Annotated in this window: 16 protein-coding genes; 6 read left to right on the top strand and 10 right to left on the bottom strand. The window is 72.6% G+C overall.

Annotated features, from left to right (window positions below; translation table 11 throughout):
- Window positions 1-24: 24 nt before the first annotated feature.
- Window positions 25-1,197, top strand: a complete 1,173-nt coding sequence (locus AB0C26_RS40955; protein ID WP_360259196.1) for a hypothetical protein — start codon at window positions 25-27, stop codon at window positions 1,195-1,197.
- Here AB0C26_RS40955 and AB0C26_RS40950 read toward each other — a convergent pair.
- From AB0C26_RS40950 to AB0C26_RS40930, 5 genes are all read right to left on the bottom strand, one after another.
- Complete coding sequence (locus AB0C26_RS40950; protein WP_360259193.1) at window positions 1,194-1,772, bottom strand: hypothetical protein; 579 nt, start codon at window positions 1,770-1,772, stop codon at window positions 1,194-1,196. The two genes, AB0C26_RS40955 and AB0C26_RS40950, sit on opposite strands and share 4 nt — an antisense overlap.
- Before the next feature lie 42 nt (window positions 1,773-1,814).
- A complete protein-coding gene (locus AB0C26_RS40945; RefSeq protein ID WP_360259191.1) occupies window positions 1,815-2,405 on the bottom strand; it encodes a DedA family protein in 591 nt (196 codons plus the stop codon).
- Between the two features lie 69 nt (window positions 2,406-2,474).
- Entirely contained in the window at window positions 2,475-3,092 is a 618-nt protein-coding gene (locus AB0C26_RS40940) for a ThuA domain-containing protein (RefSeq protein ID WP_360259189.1), read from the bottom strand.
- Window positions 3,089-4,693 (bottom strand): fatty acyl-AMP ligase, encoded by a 1,605-nt coding sequence (locus AB0C26_RS40935; protein ID WP_360259187.1) that lies wholly within the window; start codon window positions 4,691-4,693, stop codon window positions 3,089-3,091. The genes AB0C26_RS40940 and AB0C26_RS40935 overlap by 4 nt, the downstream gene beginning before the upstream one ends.
- 18 nt (window positions 4,694-4,711) lie before the next feature.
- Window positions 4,712-5,359 carry an NAD(P)H-dependent oxidoreductase gene (locus AB0C26_RS40930; protein WP_360259184.1) on the bottom strand — a complete coding sequence of 216 codons (648 nt, stop codon included), beginning with the start codon at window positions 5,357-5,359 and terminating at the stop codon, window positions 4,712-4,714.
- A gap of 137 nt (window positions 5,360-5,496) precedes the next feature.
- Here AB0C26_RS40930 and AB0C26_RS40925 point away from each other — a divergent pair, with 137 nt between their 5' ends.
- On the top strand, window positions 5,497-5,991 hold the full coding sequence (locus tag AB0C26_RS40925) for a MarR family transcriptional regulator (RefSeq protein ID WP_360259182.1): 495 nt from the start codon (window positions 5,497-5,499) through the stop codon (window positions 5,989-5,991).
- Here AB0C26_RS40925 and AB0C26_RS40920 read toward each other — a convergent pair.
- The 5 genes from AB0C26_RS40920 to AB0C26_RS40900 all read right to left on the bottom strand — a co-directional run bounded on the left by AB0C26_RS40920 (window position 5,984) and on the right by AB0C26_RS40900 (window position 12,085).
- Window positions 5,984-7,084: a HoxN/HupN/NixA family nickel/cobalt transporter gene (locus AB0C26_RS40920; RefSeq protein WP_360259179.1), complete on the bottom strand. Its 1,101-nt coding sequence runs from the start codon at window positions 7,082-7,084 to the stop codon at window positions 5,984-5,986. The genes AB0C26_RS40925 and AB0C26_RS40920 overlap by 8 nt on opposite strands.
- Window positions 7,085-7,140: 56 nt before the next feature.
- Window positions 7,141-7,998, bottom strand: a complete 858-nt coding sequence (locus AB0C26_RS40915; protein WP_360259176.1) for an alpha/beta hydrolase — start codon at window positions 7,996-7,998, stop codon at window positions 7,141-7,143.
- Between the two features lie 104 nt (window positions 7,999-8,102).
- A complete protein-coding gene (locus tag AB0C26_RS40910; RefSeq protein WP_360259173.1) occupies window positions 8,103-9,227 on the bottom strand; it encodes an SGNH/GDSL hydrolase family protein in 1,125 nt (374 codons plus the stop codon).
- Window positions 9,224-9,817, bottom strand: coding sequence for a TetR-like C-terminal domain-containing protein (locus tag AB0C26_RS40905; protein WP_360259170.1), 594 nt, complete (start codon window positions 9,815-9,817; stop codon window positions 9,224-9,226). Before AB0C26_RS40905 ends, AB0C26_RS40910 begins: the two co-directional genes overlap by 4 nt.
- Window positions 9,818-9,862: 45 nt before the next feature.
- Complete coding sequence (locus AB0C26_RS40900) at window positions 9,863-12,085, bottom strand: AAA family ATPase (RefSeq protein WP_360259167.1); 2,223 nt, start codon at window positions 12,083-12,085, stop codon at window positions 9,863-9,865.
- Window positions 12,086-12,141: 56 nt separating this feature from the next.
- Between AB0C26_RS40900 and AB0C26_RS40895 the strand changes: the two genes are divergently transcribed.
- From AB0C26_RS40895 to AB0C26_RS40880, 4 genes are read left to right on the top strand one after another with little or no spacing between them, the layout of a single operon-like run.
- Window positions 12,142-12,879, top strand: coding sequence for a class I SAM-dependent methyltransferase (locus tag AB0C26_RS40895; protein ID WP_360259165.1), 738 nt, complete (start codon window positions 12,142-12,144; stop codon window positions 12,877-12,879).
- Between the two features lie 19 nt (window positions 12,880-12,898).
- On the top strand, window positions 12,899-13,483 hold the full coding sequence (locus AB0C26_RS40890; protein ID WP_360259162.1) for a nucleotidyltransferase family protein: 585 nt from the start codon (window positions 12,899-12,901) through the stop codon (window positions 13,481-13,483).
- 31 nt (window positions 13,484-13,514) lie between these two features.
- Window positions 13,515-14,126, top strand: coding sequence for an RNA polymerase sigma factor (locus AB0C26_RS40885; protein WP_360259160.1), 612 nt, complete (start codon window positions 13,515-13,517; stop codon window positions 14,124-14,126).
- A complete protein-coding gene (locus AB0C26_RS40880) occupies window positions 14,123-15,136 on the top strand; it encodes a CU044_5270 family protein (protein WP_360259158.1) in 1,014 nt (337 codons plus the stop codon). The genes AB0C26_RS40885 and AB0C26_RS40880 overlap by 4 nt, the downstream gene beginning before the upstream one ends.
- The last annotated feature ends 31 nt before the right edge of the window (window positions 15,137-15,167 follow it).

The raw sequence follows: 15,167 nt of genomic DNA, 5'->3' as shown, positions 1-15,167 counted from the left end.
TCCGCTTCATCGCATGATCAACGCGTGGCGGCGGCGAAGGAAACGCTGGTCAAGGGCTGGCATGATGGCGCGGTGGTGGACTGGGCGGGGCTGCGGCACGCGTACGGGTCGGCGGAGGACGTGCCGGGGCACCTCGCGGCGCTGAGATCGGTGGACGAGGAAGAGCGTCGGGAGGCGTTCGGGGCGCTCTACGCGAGCATCGTTCACCAGGGGAACCGCTACCCGGCCAGCGCGGCGGCGGTGCCGGGGCTGCTGGAGTTGGTGGCGGAGGCGTCCACGCCCGATCGGGATCTGCTGCTCTATCTGCTGGGGATCATTGCGATCGGGGCGGAGGAGATGTGGCTGCCGGGGACGGTACGGGTGGACGAGCTGCGGGCGCGAGGCCTGGTGGATGAGCTGCGCGCGTACGAGGCGGTGGCGGCGGGTCTGCCGGTGCTGCAACGGCTGGCCGCCGGGGACGACGATGTCGCCGCGTCGGCGGCGTATCTCTTGAGTTGGTTTCCCGGCGAGATTAAGTCGCTGGAAATCCTGAAAAATCGGGCAGGGGCAGGGGCAGGGGCAGGGGCAGGGGCAGGGGCAGGGGCAGGGGCAGGGGCAGGGGCAGGAGCGCGAGCGGAGCAGATCTCAGGGGCGGCGGCGGACCCGGGCGCGGTGGTCGGGATCGGGCTGCTGGGGATGGCTGAAGGTGTGCCGGTGGCGAGAAGGGCGCTGCTCAGCGAAGACCCGAAGATGCGCTGGGCCGGCGCGGTCGCGCTGGCCCGCCTGGTGGGCGGTGAGGACGCCGGCCAGGAACGGGACGTGCGGGACGAACTGCTCGGCTGGGCCGCTTTCGAAGGGCCGGCCGACCCCTCGATCCCGTACCTCGAAGGGGACCTCGAGGGTTACGCTCTTCTCTCTCTGCCCCTGATCGGGGTGGACGCGCTCGACCCCGCCCTGGGAAGGCTGCGCCACGTCAGCGCGGAGCCGGCGCTCACCGCGCTCCGTGTGGCGCTGCGGGCCGCCTTCCCGGGCGGGCCCGTTGCCGCGGGGACGCCGTTTCGGCGGCTCGATGAACGGCAGCGGCGGCTTGTCCGGGTGCTCGCCGACAATCCGGGGGCTTGGCTGTACGACGGTGTGGCCTTCGCCAATTTCGCCCTCGACGTCTCCGGCTTCGGGCTTCCGCACGGCCACGACCGCCTCGTCGCCTACGGTTCCTAGATCGGCAGGGTCAGCTCCACCACGAACCACTCGCCGGTGCCCTCGAGTTTCAGCGGGCCGCCCTCGTGGAAGCGGACCTCCTGGGGCTCGTCCAGGGCCGCCAGCACGTGCGGCACCTGCGCCAGGTCCAGTTCGGCCGGTGCCTGTACCGTTCGGACCCGGACGTGGTCGTGCTCCAGCGGGGAGCCGGGGATGCTGCGGGCGCCCTCGCCCACCGGGTACGGTTCGGCGCGCAGCTCGCCCAGCTGCTTCAACTCGACCAGGCGGTTCTGGTAGAAGCGGTCGCCGATGTTCGTGAGCCGGTGCACCGGCGAGATCGGCCGGTAGACGGACCCGCCCCGATACTCGTTGAGGAAGCGGGGTTCCGACCCGTCCAGCCAGTCCATCCGGCATTCCGAGCCGGAGATGCTGAGCACCACGTACGGGTTGTGGTGCAGGTGCCACGGGTGCGTCTCGCCGGGCCGCAGCGACACGTCCCACACCCGGACGACCGGGTTGTCGAACAGTTCGGCCAGCCCGATGTCGGCGAGGACGATCTGTTCACCGGTGGGGGAGTGGACGACCTGGCCCTTCATGGAGCCTCCTGAGGGGACTGATGGGGAGATGCGCGAACATTCTCACCTATCGGCCGTCCGGCGGCGGCGGCGACGGCGCCAGACGTACGCGACGACGGCCAGCACCGCCACCGCGGCCACCACGACCAGGTAGTGGCTGGCCGCCTTGGCGATCTGCTCGATGTGGTCGCCCGCGAAGTAGCCGCCGGTCGCCCACAAGCCCACCCACAGGGCCGCGCCGAGCGCGTTCCAGGCGATGAACTTGCGGTAGTGCATGCCGCTGAGGCCGGCCACGATGCCGTTGAACTGCCGTAACCCCTCGACGAAGCGGGCCACCACGATGATCTTCGGGCCTTGGCGGGTCATGAACGCCTCGACCTTGTCCAGGCGTTCGGGGGTCAGGCGGACGTACTTGCCGAATCTCTGCACCAGCGGGCGGCCGCCGCGGCGGCCGATCTCGTAGCCGAGGGTGTCGCCGGTGACGGCGGCCAGGAAGGCGACCGTGGCGACGCCGAAGATGTTCAGGTGGCCGCTGCCGGCGGCCACCGCGCCGGCGATGATCGCGGTCTCGCCGGGGGCCGGAACGCCGAAACTCTCCACGAAGACGACGCCGGCCACGCCGAGGTAGCCGAAGCGGTCGATGAGTGCCAGCACGCCGCCCACGCTAGGCCGCGGCGACGGCCGCGACACCCTTTCGCGACCGTCGTCACCGGCGTGAACCCGTCAGCCGCGGGCGGCGTAGGCGATACCTCCGCGAACGTGGTCGAGGAACGCCGGGTCGGCCCAGGCCTCGTTCGTGTGCCCGAGCGCGGTGTACCAGGACCGGCCCGCTTCCACCGGCCGCCGCCACGCCTGCGGATGGGGGCCCGTCATCGCGTACGGCCCGGGCTCGTAGGTCTCCTCGTCCACCGTCAGCAGGATCTCCAGGTCGTCGCGGACCTCGGTGAAGCCGTACCACTCGTCGGTGAACTTCCAGGGCACACCGTCAGGATCGAAGAGCGTCGCTTGCTGTACGCCTTCCGGGTGCCCGGCGAACCGGGCGCCCAGAAGCTCGCCGTACCAGGGATCGCTCAGCTCCGTGCCCGCCGCCGAGTGCACCCCCACGAAGCCACCGCCGCCCGTGACGAACGACCGCAGCGACGATCGCCCGCGCCGGTCGAGGACGTCGCCGGTCGTCGACAGGAACATGACCACGTCGAACCGGCTGAGGTCGTGCAGCGCGACGGGATCCTCGCTGGGCACGACGCGGACACCCGGGAAAGCGGACACCGCCGCCACCGCGGCCGGAAGGGACTCGTGGCGGTAGCCGGCCGTGCGGGTGAACACGAGCGCCCGCGTCATCCGAGCAGGTCCCGCGCGGCGCCCCGGCGCAGTTTCCCGGACGGCGTCTTGGGCAGCGAGCCCGGCGGCACCACCCGGACCTGGGCCGGGCGGGCGTCGATCTCGGCCACGATGCGGCTGGTGACCTCGCGGGCGATGTCGTCGGGCGCGCCGTCGCGGGCCTCCACGATCACGGCGAAGGACTCGCGGGGCCGGCCGTCGCCGGCGAGCAGGCGTACGGCCGCGACGTTGCCCTCCCGGACCCCGGGGACGCGGCCGGCGGCGCGTTCGATGTCGGTCGGGTAGATGTTCCGGCCGCCCATGATGATCACGTCTTTGCGGCGGCCGCAGACGACGACCTGGCCGTCGGTGAGGTAGCCCTCGTCGCCGATGTCGAGCCAGCCGCCGGCGTCGCGCGCGGGCTCCCAGCCGTCCGGCGTGATGTAGCCGTCGGTGACCGACTCGCCGCGCAGCTGCACCCGGCCGACCTGGCGTTCGCCCAGCGGCTTGCCGTCGTCGTCGACCACCCGGACCTCGACGGTGGGGAACGGCTTGCCGAGTTTCGGCAGCCGGCGGGCGCCGCCCTCGGTGGGCACGGCCCGCCGGTCCCGCTCGAGCGCCGCCGCGTCGACGACGTCGAGCAGCATCGGGTCGGCCATCGCCGACATCGAGATGACCAGGGTGCTCTCGGCGGCGCCGTAGCAGCAGTTCACCGCCTCGGGTTTCAGCCCGAACCGGGTCGCCGTGGCCACGAAGGCCTCCATGGTGGCCGGGTCGATCGGCTCGGCGCCGTTGCCGGCCACCTGGAGCTTCGAGAGGTCGAGGGCGCCGTCGGGCACCCGGGTGAGCTGGCGGGCGAGCACCGCCCAGGCGAAGTTGGGGGCGGTGGTGATCGTGGCACCGTACCGGCTCATCAGCTCGGCCCAGAGCAGCGGCCGGCTCAGGAAGTCGGCCGGGGTGACGCTGATCAGCTCCATGCCGCTGAGCATGGGCAGCAGCAGGCAGCCGACCATGCCCATGTCGTGGAACATGGGCAGCCACGAGACCATGACGCCGCTCTCGTCGCAGCCGAGATGCCGCGCCGAGTCGGTGACGTTGGCGTAGAGGTTGCCGTGGGTGATGCGCACGGCCTTGGGCTCGGCGGTCGACCCGCTGGTGAGCTGGAGAAGGGCCGCGTCGTCCTCGCCGGTCTCGGCGATCCGGTCGATCGGCGGGCCCGCCAGCAGATCGTCGAGGAGATGATGCTTGATGCCGTACGCCTCGAGGACCGGGATCACCGGTTCGAAAGGCGCGCCCACGACGACGGCCCGGGCGTCGATCATGCGCAGGACCCGCACCGTGTCGTCGCGCCAGACCTCGAGGTCGGTCCGGGGAGTGGGCTGGTGCAGCATCGTCATGCTGCCGCCGGCCAGCCAGATCGCCTGCGCGACTCCGGCGATCTGGGCGGGCTGCCCGGCCAGGACGGCGATGGCCTGGCCGGGCTCGAGCCCGCCCGCTATCCGGCGGGCGGCGTCGTGGACCTCGCCCCACGTGCGGCGGAGGGGTTCGCCCGGTTCACCGGTCACCATGCCGGTGCGGGCGCGGGCGGCGTTCGCGATCACTTCATCGACGAATCGGCTCACCCGTTCACAGTGCCGAACTCAGAGGCCGTTGGGAAGAGCGCCCAGCGCCTTGCCCGCCTCGCGGGCGGCGTCGAGGGCCTCGGCGTGCATGGCGGCGGCGGCGTCGGTGAACTGGTCGAGGGCCGGGTTCGAGCCGACGAGCGTGAACTCGCGCTCGACGATGGTCAGGTCGGCGCCCCACATGTCGGCGATGACCCGCTTGAGGTACGGGGTGGAGTGGTCCCAGCCCTCACGGGGAGTGCCCGCGCCGTAGGCGCCGCCGCGGACGGTCGCGAGCACGACCGGCTTGCCCTTGAGGAACTGCTGGCCGAACGCGTTGGGCGCGGTGAGCAGCAGGTCGACGTACGTCTTGAAGTGCTGGGAGACGCCGTAGTTGTAGAGCGGGACGGCGAACAGGATGGCGTCGGCGTTGATCAGCTCGTCGGCCAGGGTCCGGGCCAGCGCGATGGCCTCGCGCTGCTCGGGGGTGCGGGCGGCCTCCTCGGTGGCGCCCCCGGCGACGGCGTTGCCCCAGGCGGTGGCGGGGATGGGCTCGGCGCCGACGTGCCGGTTGACGACCTTGTCGCCGGGGTGGGAGGCGAGCCACTCGTGCTCGACGATGTCGGCGATCTCGCGGCTGGTGGAGCCGTCGATCCGGATGCTGGCGTCCAGGCGGAACAGGGTCATGGGAGCTCTCCTCGGTGACGTTCTCATTCTAGCTTCAAGCTTGAAGCTAAGGTAGCAGGTTCACTTCAAGCTTGAATATGGGAGATGTGTCACGTCTGTTTCCGGGGGAGTCGCGTCCGAGCCGTACTCTTCTGGGCATGCAGGCGGAACCGCGGTGGCTCGAGAATCAGGAACGCGAGGCGTGGATCTCGCTGGCTCAGCTGATGTTCCTGCTGCCGTCCGCGCTCGACGCCCAGCTCCTGCGCGACAACAACATCACGCTGTTCGACTACATGGTGCTCAGTGGCCTGTCGATGTCCGAGGGCCGCACGCTGCGCATGAGCGAGCTCGCGCGCAGGCTGGCCAGCTCACTGTCCCGCCTGTCGAACGTGGTGAAGCGCCTCGAGACCCGCGGCCTGCTGCGCCGTGAGCCCGACCCGTGCAACGGGCGCTACACGGTCGCCATCCTCACCGACGACGGCTGGGACCTGGTGGTCAGGGCCGCGCCCGGGCATGTCGAGGCCGTCCGGCGCTACGTGATCGACGGGCTGACCGAGGAGCAGATCACGATGCTGCGCCAGGTCGCCTGCCACGTCACCGCCCGCATCCAGGCCGGCGAGCCGGCCTGCACCGAGGAGATCCGGCCTATTTAGGCGCCGACCAGCGCTCCTCGATGCGGCCGAAACGCCAGACTGCGAGGGCGACCGCCCAGGCCACCACGAAGAGCCCGACGATGCCGTAACCCGCGTAGTCGAGCGGGATCGCGCCGATCGCGGCGAGCGGCCCGGTGGTGATGTGCGCCTGGTCGTCGAGCACGCCGATCAGCTCGATGGTGCCGATGATCAGCGCCACCGCCACCGAGATCGACGTGATCGTGATGTTGTAGAAGACCTTGCGGACCGGCTTGGCGAAGGCCCAGCCGTAGGCGACGTTCATGAAGACGCCGTCGACCGTGTCCATCAGGCACATCGCCGCCGCGAACAGGATCGGCAGCACCAGGATCGAGTAGAACGGCAGGTTGAACACGGCCGCGCCGCCGGCCAGCACGAGCAGCCCGACCTCGGTGGCGGTGTCGAAGCCCAGCCCGAACAGCACCCCGACCGGATAGATGTGCCACGGCTTGCGCACCGATTTCGTGAGGCCGCCGAGCAGCCTGTTCATGAAGCCGCGCTTGTTGAGCTGCTCCTCGAGCTCCTGCTCGTCGTAGCGTCCCTGGCGGATGGCCCGGAACACCTTGATGATCCCGATCAGCACCACCAGGTTGAGGATCCCGAGGATCCACAGGAAGACGCCGGAGACCGAGGCCCCGATCACCCCGGTCACCGAGTGCAGCGCGCTGCCGTCGTCCTCGACCTGCCCGGCCAGGGCCTTGACGCCGAACGAGAGCAGGAACGCGAGCCCGAACACGATCGTCGAGTGCCCGAGCGAGAACCAGAAACCCACCGACAGCGGCTTGCGCCCGGTCCCGTCCTGCATGAGCTTGCGCGTGGTGTTGTCGACCGCCGCGATGTGGTCGGCGTCGAACGCGTGCCGCAGCCCGAACGTGTACGCGAGCACCCCGACGCCGACCGTGAAGACCGGATGGGCCCCGCCGAGATGGAAGTGCTTGGGCACCACGAAGCCGAACAGCAGCCCGAACCCGACCACGTGCAGCAGCACGATGAAGCCGGCCATGCCGTACAGCGACCGCTTGTCGGCGGTGGTCAGGCTCGCCCGAAATCGAGCGGCCCGGGAGGTGGCGGTCATGATCGGACGCTATTTCCCCCGAGCCCCTGCTGCAAAGCCTTGGCAATAAAGCGTGACTAGCGCAACGCCTCGCGCAGCGCCGCGGCGAAGCCGTCCGGGTCGCCGGTCATGCCGAACTCGCCGCCCAGGAAGCCGCCGTGGTGGCTCGGGAAGGTGACCGCCTCGGTGCCCAGCCGGGCCGCGACGCCCTCGCCGCCCCGATGGGCCAGCTCGCCCACGGATTCGGCGCCGACCGCCACGACGATCCGGGTGGGCGCGGCCCGCAGCGCGCCGAAGTCGAACTCGTAGTGCGTGCACGACATGAGGTTCTGGCCCAGCAGCGGGTCGGCGCGGTCGCCGCTGTCCTCGGCCGGCAGCCCGAACTGCGCCGGATCGGGCGCCGGCTGGTCGGCGAAACCGGCCGGGATCTCGCCCTTGGCCCCGGTGAGCAGGAAGAACTTGACCATCGCGGGTCCCATGCCGGACTTCTGGTACGTCTCGTGGATGTCCACCGTCGCCGCGGTGGCGGTCTCCCGGTCGGGCAGGACGGGCAGCGACGGGGGTTCGTGCGCGACCAGCGTACGAACGAGGGCGGGATGCCGCGCGACGAGCGCGAGCGTGTTCACCGCCCCGCCGCTGCTGCCGAAGACGTCGACCGGCCCGCCGTCGGACACCTCGGCGATGACGGCCGCGATGTCGTCGGCGTGCTCGTCCGGCGTCGACTCGATGACGCCGTCGGTGCGCTCGCTGCGGGCGATGCCGCGCGGGTCGTACGTGACGACCGTCCGGTCCGGGAAGTGCCCGGCGAGCGTCGCGAACCCCTCGGCCTGCATCGGCGAGCCGGCGAGCAGCAGGACAGGTCCGTCACCGGGGCGTACGTCATAGGTCAACACCGCGCCCGGTACGGCGAGGGTGCGGGTCTCTGGCTGGCTCATTGTCGTGTCCCTTCATCGACGTTCTGCTCAGTAGACCCGCGCCCGCGCTCGAACTCATCGGTGTTCGGCGGAACTTTTCGGCGAGCCGGAGCCTGCCGCGGGCCTCAGCCGAAGACGCGCTTGACGAAGCGGTCGGCGATCAGGCGATGGGTGGCGGTGTCCGGGTGCAGGCGGTCGGGCAGGGGGTGGTCCCGGGAGTCGGCTTCGCCGTACAGGTCGAGGCCGTTGAGGTAGGTCAGGTTCTGGTCGTTCCGCTCCGTGACGACGCGCTCGAGTTCCTCCCGGATGACGCGCAGGGTGAGCTTGGTCGGGTCCGGAGTCCCGGTGGCGATGAACTTCAGCTCGCCGGTCTTGAGGGCCTCCAGGTCGAAGGCGCCGGGCCCGGGGGTGTCCTCGTGGATCGCGCAGTGGATCGGGGAGACCACGATCAGCCGGGTGGCCGGGTGGCCGTCCCGGATGGTGTCGAGGAAGCCGTGCACGGCCGGGGCGAAGGCGCGGCGGCGCATCAGGTCGGCGTTCACCAGGTTGATGCCGAGCTTGAGGGTGATGAGGCCGGCCGGGGTGTCGCGGATCGTCCGGGCCACGAACGGGTCCAGCAGCGCGCTCCCGCCGAACCCCAGGTTGAGCAGGTCGGCCCCGGCGTCCAGGGCGGCCGCGACCGGCCAGATGGACGTCGGGCTGGTGGCGTTCGAGCCCTGGCTGATGGAGCTGCCGTGATGCACCCAGACCGGGCCGGTTCCGGTCGGGGCCCAGGGCTCGACCGGTTCGTCGGTACGCAGGGCCACGAGTTCGGTGGTCTCGTTGTGCGGCAGCCAGATCTCGACGGTCTTGTCGCCGGCCGGCAGCGCGGTGAAGGGCACCGTCACGGGGCCGCCGGGCTGGTAGCCGGACTTGCCGGTGGACATGTCGATGGTGATGACGTTGCCGCCGGCGGCGGTGGCCTGGGCGACCAGGGCGCCGTCGGCCCGCAGGTCGTAGACGCCCTCGGGGCGCGGCGGGAGGCCGGGGTAGACCCGCTTCGTGGGCACGGTCAGCAGCTCGACCGTCGTGGCGCGGGTGCGGAAGACGAGGCGTACCCCGGAAGGTTGTGCCTCGACCATGGCCAGCTGCGGGTCGGGGGTCTGCGCGCGGGCCCACCCGGGCAGGCGATGGGGGAGCAGGCCGTGGGCCGTGGGCTCGAGCTCGACGGCGCCGCGGACGACCTCGGCGGTGATCGGTGTGGTGATCATGGTGTGTCCCTCGGGGCCGGTGACGAAGCGGGCCAGTGACGAAGGGTGACGTCGAGGACGTCGAGAATGCGGTTCCAGCTCTCGCCGGCCTCGGGTGTGCTGTGGGAGAAGCCGCCGGACAGCTCGAGGGCGATGAAGCCGTGGAACGTGCTGCCCAGCAGGCGGACGGCGTGGGTCTGGTCGGGCTCGGTCAGGGCGTAGCCGCGCAGGACCGCCCGCGTCATCTGCGAGTGCCGCGGCCCGGCGCTGCGCATCGCCGTCTCGTCGTCGAGCGGGAACTGGGTGGCGGCGTAGCGACCCGGATGTGCCCGCGCGTAGTCGCGGTAGGTGTCGCCCAGGGCGGCCAGCGCGTCGCGGCCCGACCGGCCGGCCAGCGCGGCGGCGACCAGCCCGGCCAGCTCCTCCAGGGCGAGGAGGGCGACGCGGACGCGGAGGTCGTGCGCGTTCTTCACGTGGGAGTAGAGGCTGGCGACCTTCACGTCGAAGCGCCGGGCCAGCGCGGAGGGCGTCACGTTGTCGAAGCCTTCTTCGTCGGCCAGCTCGGCGCCCGCCTGGGCCAGCCGGTCGGCCGTCAGTCCCGCTCTCGCCATGTCATGACCTCCTTGCGAAAGCCATTATGCGCATGCCTAAAACATTTAGGCAAGCCGTTCGATCACCGCGGCGGCCGAACGGCCCCAGGCGGGCAGGCCCTTACGGCCGGCCAGGGCGATCGCGGTACGGGCCGGGGCCGGATCGCCGAGCACGGCGGCCAGGGCGGTGTGGGCCGGGATCAACGGCCAGGCGGCACCCACCCGCTCGGCGTCGGCGATCACCGAGCGCAGGTCCGACTCGGCCTCACCGGCCCGCCCCAGCCGGGCCCGGAGCCGGCCCAGGTACAGGCGGGCGTCCAGCATGGTCAGCGGCAGGCGGTCGGGGCGGGCCAGGAAGGCCAGGAGGCGGTCCTCCAGACCGTCCAGGCGGCCGGTGGCCAGGTCGAGGGCGTGCTCGGTGAGCTCGGCGACCGGGCGGATCCGCTCGTACTCGGCGGCGGCGGGCAGGCCGCGGGCGATCGCCAGGAGCTGGGCCGCGCGGCCGTCGCGGCCGGTGTGCAGGGCGCCCTGGGCCCAGTTCAGGCAGGCGCGCAGGTGGTCGCGGGGGTGGTCGGCGAAGCGCGGATCGTCCAGGGCCCGCCGCACGGCCGGCCACGCCCCCGGCTCGTCCAGCTCCAGCCGCAGCGACAACTGGGCGATCTCGACCGACAGCAGGGCCGACGGGTCACCCGACTGCCGCGCCGCCTGGAGAGCGGCCGCGCAGTAGCGCAGATGCTCGTCCACGTGCCGGTCGAGCACGGTGTCGGGGGCGGAGAGGATGGCCAGCGCCCGCGCGCGGCGGCCGTGCTGCTTGAGGTGCGGTACGGCCCGCTCGATCTCCTCGTAACCGGCCGAGGCCTCGCCCTGCTGGCGCAGCATCCGGCCGAGGGCCAGGCCCAGGTCGCCGCGGGCGCCGGGCGGCAGCCCCCGGTCGGTGAGGATGCGGCGCAGCACCGGGATCGCCTCGGCCTGGGTGACGCCCTCCACCGCCGAGCGGCCCAGCTTCCCGGCCAGGCGGGCCCGCTGGCGGCGGGGGAGCTCCGGGTGGTCCATGGTGGCCAGCAGGAAGCGGGCGGCCGTGGCGTCGTCGCCGCGCGCGGTGGCCAGGTCGGCCGCCGCCTCGGCGTTGCGGACATGGTCGGCCGGGTTCCCGGCCAGCCGGTAGTGGTGCGCCAACTGGGCCACCGGGCGCGGCGCCTGACGTTCCAGGACCCGGGCGCAGCGCAGGTGCAGCATCCGCCGTTCGAGCTCGGGCAGCAGCTCGTAGACGACCTGCCGGGCCAGCGTGTGCCGGAACCGGGGCGGCCCGTCGTCGACCGGGTGCAGCAGCCCGGCCCCGGCGGCGTCGCGCAGCGCCTCCTCGACCTGTCCGACCGGCAGCGACAGCAGCTCGGCCAGGGCGTGGGCCTCGGCCACCACGCCGTGGACGGCGGCGGCGCCGAGGACGTCGCGGGTGGGCTCGTCGAGGGGGCGCATGCGCCACAGCAGGACGTCGCGCAGCAGGGCCGGCACGGCCACGTCGCCGAGCACGTCGCCCAGCAGGTCGGGGCGCTGGTCGATGCGGTCGATCTCATGCCGCTCGACCAGGGAGCGGACCACCTCCTCGACCAGGAACGGCACACCGGCCGTACGCTCGAACAGCTGCTCCACGAAGACCGGCGGCAGAACATCGCGGCGCAGCAACGTCCCGGCGAGCGAGCCGACCTCGGCCGGCGAGAGCGGCGCCAGGCGGACGACACGGGCCGGCACCGCGACCGGCTCCCGGCTGGTCATCACCACGGTCAGCCCCGGCACCGGATGGGTGGCCAGCCACGTCACGAACTCCAGGGTCGCCGGGTCGGCCATCTGAAGGTCCTCGAGCGCGACCACGACCGGGGCCAGCGCGCCCAGCAGGGCGGCCATCGCCCCCAGCAGGCGGGCCCGTTCGGCCCGCGGGTCGTCCAGCGGCGGCGGCGGGCTCAGGGCGGCCAGCGCCGGCAGATAGGGCGCGAAGACGGCGACCGCCGGGTCGAGACCCGGCAGGGCCGGCGAGCACAGGCGCAGGCCGTCCAGGATCGGGCCCAGCGGAAGCGGCTCGCGCAGGTCGTCGCAGTGCGCCACAATGACCCGGCCGGGCGCCGCTGACAGCGCCTCGGCCACCAGGCGGGTCTTGCCGACGCCGCCCTCGCCGAGGACCAGCACGGCCGACGGGGGAGCCGACAGGGCGGCGCGCAGCACCGCCAGCTCACCGTCACGGCCGACGAAGGCCTTGGCGCTGTGCAGGTTGAAGGCGGCGGAAAGCTGGAACACCGCTGCCGAATGTAGCGCGGGTGCCCAGGGGTGACGACGGGAACAGGGGTGGGCGGATGACCGAGTCGCTGGGGCTGAGGTTCGACGAGGTGCCGGAGCTGTACGACCGGGTCCGCCCCGGCTATCCCGAAGCGCTCTTCGACGACCTGGCCGGCCTGACCGGGCTGACGCCGGGAGCGCCGGTGCTGGAGGTCGGCTGCGGCACCGGCCAGGCGACCCGCTCGATGGCGGCCCGGGGCTGGGCGGTGACCGCGGTCGAGCCGGGGCCGGCCCTGGCCGGCCTGGCCCGCCACCGGCTCGCCGGTTTCCCGAACGTGACGGTCGAGACGGCGGCCTTCGAGGACTGGCCCGACCGGGGCCGCCGGTTCGACGTCCTGGTGGCCGCCTCGTCGTGGCACTGGATCGATCCGGAGATCGGGCGGCGCCGGGCGGCCGCGCTGGCCGGTCACCTCGCCCTGCTCGACTTCACTGTCGTACGCCGCGCGGGGGATCCGGAGGTGTACGGCGAGACCGCCGACCTGCACGAGCGGTTCGACCCCGGCAACCCGCACTGGGGCCACCCGCCGCTGGAGGACGAGGTGCTCGCCGAGCCGCGCCGGTGGTACCCGGTGGTCCAGTGGTTCGACGGCCGGGGCTTCGCCGACCTGCTGCGCACCCAGTCGGCGTACCGCAAACTCGATCCCGCCGTCCGTGAACCCCTGCTCGACGCGGTCGCCGAGCGGATCCGCACCCGGATGGGCGACCGGGCGCCCCGGCGCTACCTGTGCTCGCTGCGCTGCCAGAGCTGGCGCTGAGCCTGTGCATTCTGGACCCATGACGACGGCGGAGACACTGGCGGGCCTGATCCGGGGCGACGCGTGGATGACGCGTGTGCTCACAGCGGTGCGGGACGAGGCGGTGCCCGACGCCTGGGTGGGGGCCGGGGCTCTGCGCGACCTGGTGTGGGGTGAGCGGTTCGGCGCCGGGTTCCGTCCCGAGGCCGTACGGGATGTGGACGTGGCCTTCTTCGACCCGGGCGACCTGAGCCGCGCCAACGACGACCGCGTGACGCAACGGCTGGAGCGCCGGCTGCCGGGTGTCCCGTGGGAGGCGAAGAACCAGGCCGCCGTGCACACGTGGTACCCAGCGAAGTTCGGCGGCGGCCCGGTCGAGCCGTTCACGTCCGTCGAGGACGCCGTCGGCACGTGGCCGGAAACCGCGACCGCCGTGGCGGTGCGCCTGCGCGCGGACGGCGGGATCGAGGTGTGCGCCCCGTTCGGGCTGGACGACCTCCTCGACGGCGTCTGGCGGCGCAACCCGCGGCGCGCCGGCCTCGAACGGTTCCGCGCCCGCCTCGAACGGCATCGGCCGGACGTCCGCTGGCCGGGCGTCACCGTGGTGCCGTTCGAGGGGCCGTGAACGCTTCCGGCGCGTTCTGGCAATACTTGGCATGACCCTACGAACGGCCGGGGCCGCCGGCCCACCGGTGGCCGATGTGGATCCCTGGCTCAGCGGCCCGCGGGCCCGGGAACGATTCACCGTACTCTTCGACGAACACGCGCCGGGGCTGTGGCGTTACCTGGCCCGGCAGGTCGGGGCGGTACAGGCCGAGGACCTGGTGGCCGAGACCTTCCTGACGGGGTGGTCGGCCCGCGGCGACTTCCGCCCGGAGCGGGGCACCGCCCGGTCCTGGCTGTTCGGGATCGCCGTGAATCTGCTCCGCCGCCACCATCGCACCCAGGCTCAGCAGCAGCGCCTGTCGGAGCGGCTGTCCGGGCACAGCACCCGCGTAGACGGCACCGAGGACCAGGTGGCCGAGCGGGTCGACGCCCGGGCCCGGCTCGCCGGCCTGGCCGCTGCGATCGCCGCCCTGCCCGACGGCGACCGTGACGTGCTCCTGCTGAGCAGCCTGGCCGGCCTCGACACGCGGGAGATCGCAGCCGCCCTGGCCATACCGGAAGGCACCGTCCGCTCCCGCCTGCACCGCGTCCGCCGCACCCTGCGCTCGGCCTCGGCGACAACGCCCCGGCCGGCTTTCTCGCCGCGCGAAGGAGAGTCATGATCGACGAACTCGATGAGGCTCTGCACGACCTCTACCCGGTGCCGGGCGAGGATGCCGGGGCGCTGCGGCGGGTACGCACGCGTGTCTTGGCGGAGATCGAGGAACGGCCCGCCGACCGGCGGCGGCGATGGCCACGGCTTCCGCTCGCGGTGGCGGCGGTCCTCGTGGCGGTGGCGGTGGTGGCCATGGCTCTTCGCGGCAGCGCGCCACCGGTCGCCATGGTGGAAGTGGCGCAGACGCTGAACACCGCGGCCGACGCGCAGACCCTCGCCCTGGACGGGCCGATCCCGGCCGGCTCGTACCGGTACATCGCCACCCATTCCCTGCACGCCGCCTACAACCCCGGCGTGGCCGGCCTGTTCGGGACCCGGGAGGAGACGTGGGTGCCCGCTGACCCGTCCGCTCAGTGGTTCCTGCTGCGCACCGACACCGGCGAACGGACCCGCCTGCTCGGCACCGACGAGCAGGTGAAGGGGTCCGGCCTGGACGCCCGGTCGAGCCCGGAACGGCTGAGCGGCCGGTGCGGGAACTTCTATCCGGCCGCCGGCGACCCGTGCGCCGCCCCCGGCAACTGGCAGAGCCCCACCGCCGCGTTCCTGGCCGAACTGCCCCGCGACCCGCGCCGGCTCTACGACCGTCTCCGTACCGACACGAAGGGCCACGGCCAGGACCGCGACCAGGAAGTTCTCGTCTACGTCACCGACGCGCTGCGCAGCGGCCTGATCCCGGCCGACCTGCGGGCGGCCCTGTACCGGGCCCTGACCTACCTGCCCACGCTGGAGATCTCCGAGCGGCGGGTGACCCTCGACGGCCGCGCCGGTACGGCCCTGGGCATCACCGCCGCGGGAAAGCAGCAGGAGATAGTCATCGACCCGGTGACGGGCGCGTTCATCGGCGAGCGCAAGCGCCTGACCGAGGACCAGGACGGCGTTCCGGCCGGCACCGTGGTCGGTTCGAGCACCGTGCGCTACGCCATCGTCGGGAAGCCCTGGCAACGTCCCGCGAGCTAGCGCCGGTACGGCCCGGGGGCTCCCCGGGCCG

Origin of the sequence: Actinoplanes sp. NPDC048796, assembly GCF_040650035.1 — a bacterium.
Lineage (GTDB): Bacteria > Actinomycetota > Actinomycetes > Mycobacteriales > Micromonosporaceae > Actinoplanes.
This window is presented reverse-complemented; position numbering and strand designations above follow the sequence as displayed.

Coding starts and splice junctions, on each gene's coding strand:
- AB0C26_RS40880 (WP_360259158.1), top strand. CDS start 14,123: ATGATCGACGAACTCGATGAGGCTCTGCACGACCTCTACCCGGTGCCG.
- AB0C26_RS40925 (WP_360259182.1), top strand. CDS start 5,497: ATGCAGGCGGAACCGCGGTGGCTCGAGAATCAGGAACGCGAGGCGTGG.
- AB0C26_RS40920 (WP_360259179.1), bottom strand. CDS start 7,084: ATGACCGCCACCTCCCGGGCCGCTCGATTTCGGGCGAGCCTGACCACC.
- AB0C26_RS40915 (WP_360259176.1), bottom strand. CDS start 7,998: ATGAGCCAGCCAGAGACCCGCACCCTCGCCGTACCGGGCGCGGTGTTG.
- AB0C26_RS40890 (WP_360259162.1), top strand. CDS start 12,899: ATGACGACGGCGGAGACACTGGCGGGCCTGATCCGGGGCGACGCGTGG.
- AB0C26_RS40910 (WP_360259173.1), bottom strand. CDS start 9,227: ATGATCACCACACCGATCACCGCCGAGGTCGTCCGCGGCGCCGTCGAG.
- AB0C26_RS40950 (WP_360259193.1), bottom strand. CDS start 1,772: ATGAAGGGCCAGGTCGTCCACTCCCCCACCGGTGAACAGATCGTCCTC.
- AB0C26_RS40905 (WP_360259170.1), bottom strand. CDS start 9,817: ATGGCGAGAGCGGGACTGACGGCCGACCGGCTGGCCCAGGCGGGCGCC.
- AB0C26_RS40930 (WP_360259184.1), bottom strand. CDS start 5,359: ATGACCCTGTTCCGCCTGGACGCCAGCATCCGGATCGACGGCTCCACC.
- AB0C26_RS40885 (WP_360259160.1), top strand. CDS start 13,515: ATGACCCTACGAACGGCCGGGGCCGCCGGCCCACCGGTGGCCGATGTG.
- AB0C26_RS40895 (WP_360259165.1), top strand. CDS start 12,142: ATGACCGAGTCGCTGGGGCTGAGGTTCGACGAGGTGCCGGAGCTGTAC.
- AB0C26_RS40940 (WP_360259189.1), bottom strand. CDS start 3,092: ATGACGCGGGCGCTCGTGTTCACCCGCACGGCCGGCTACCGCCACGAG.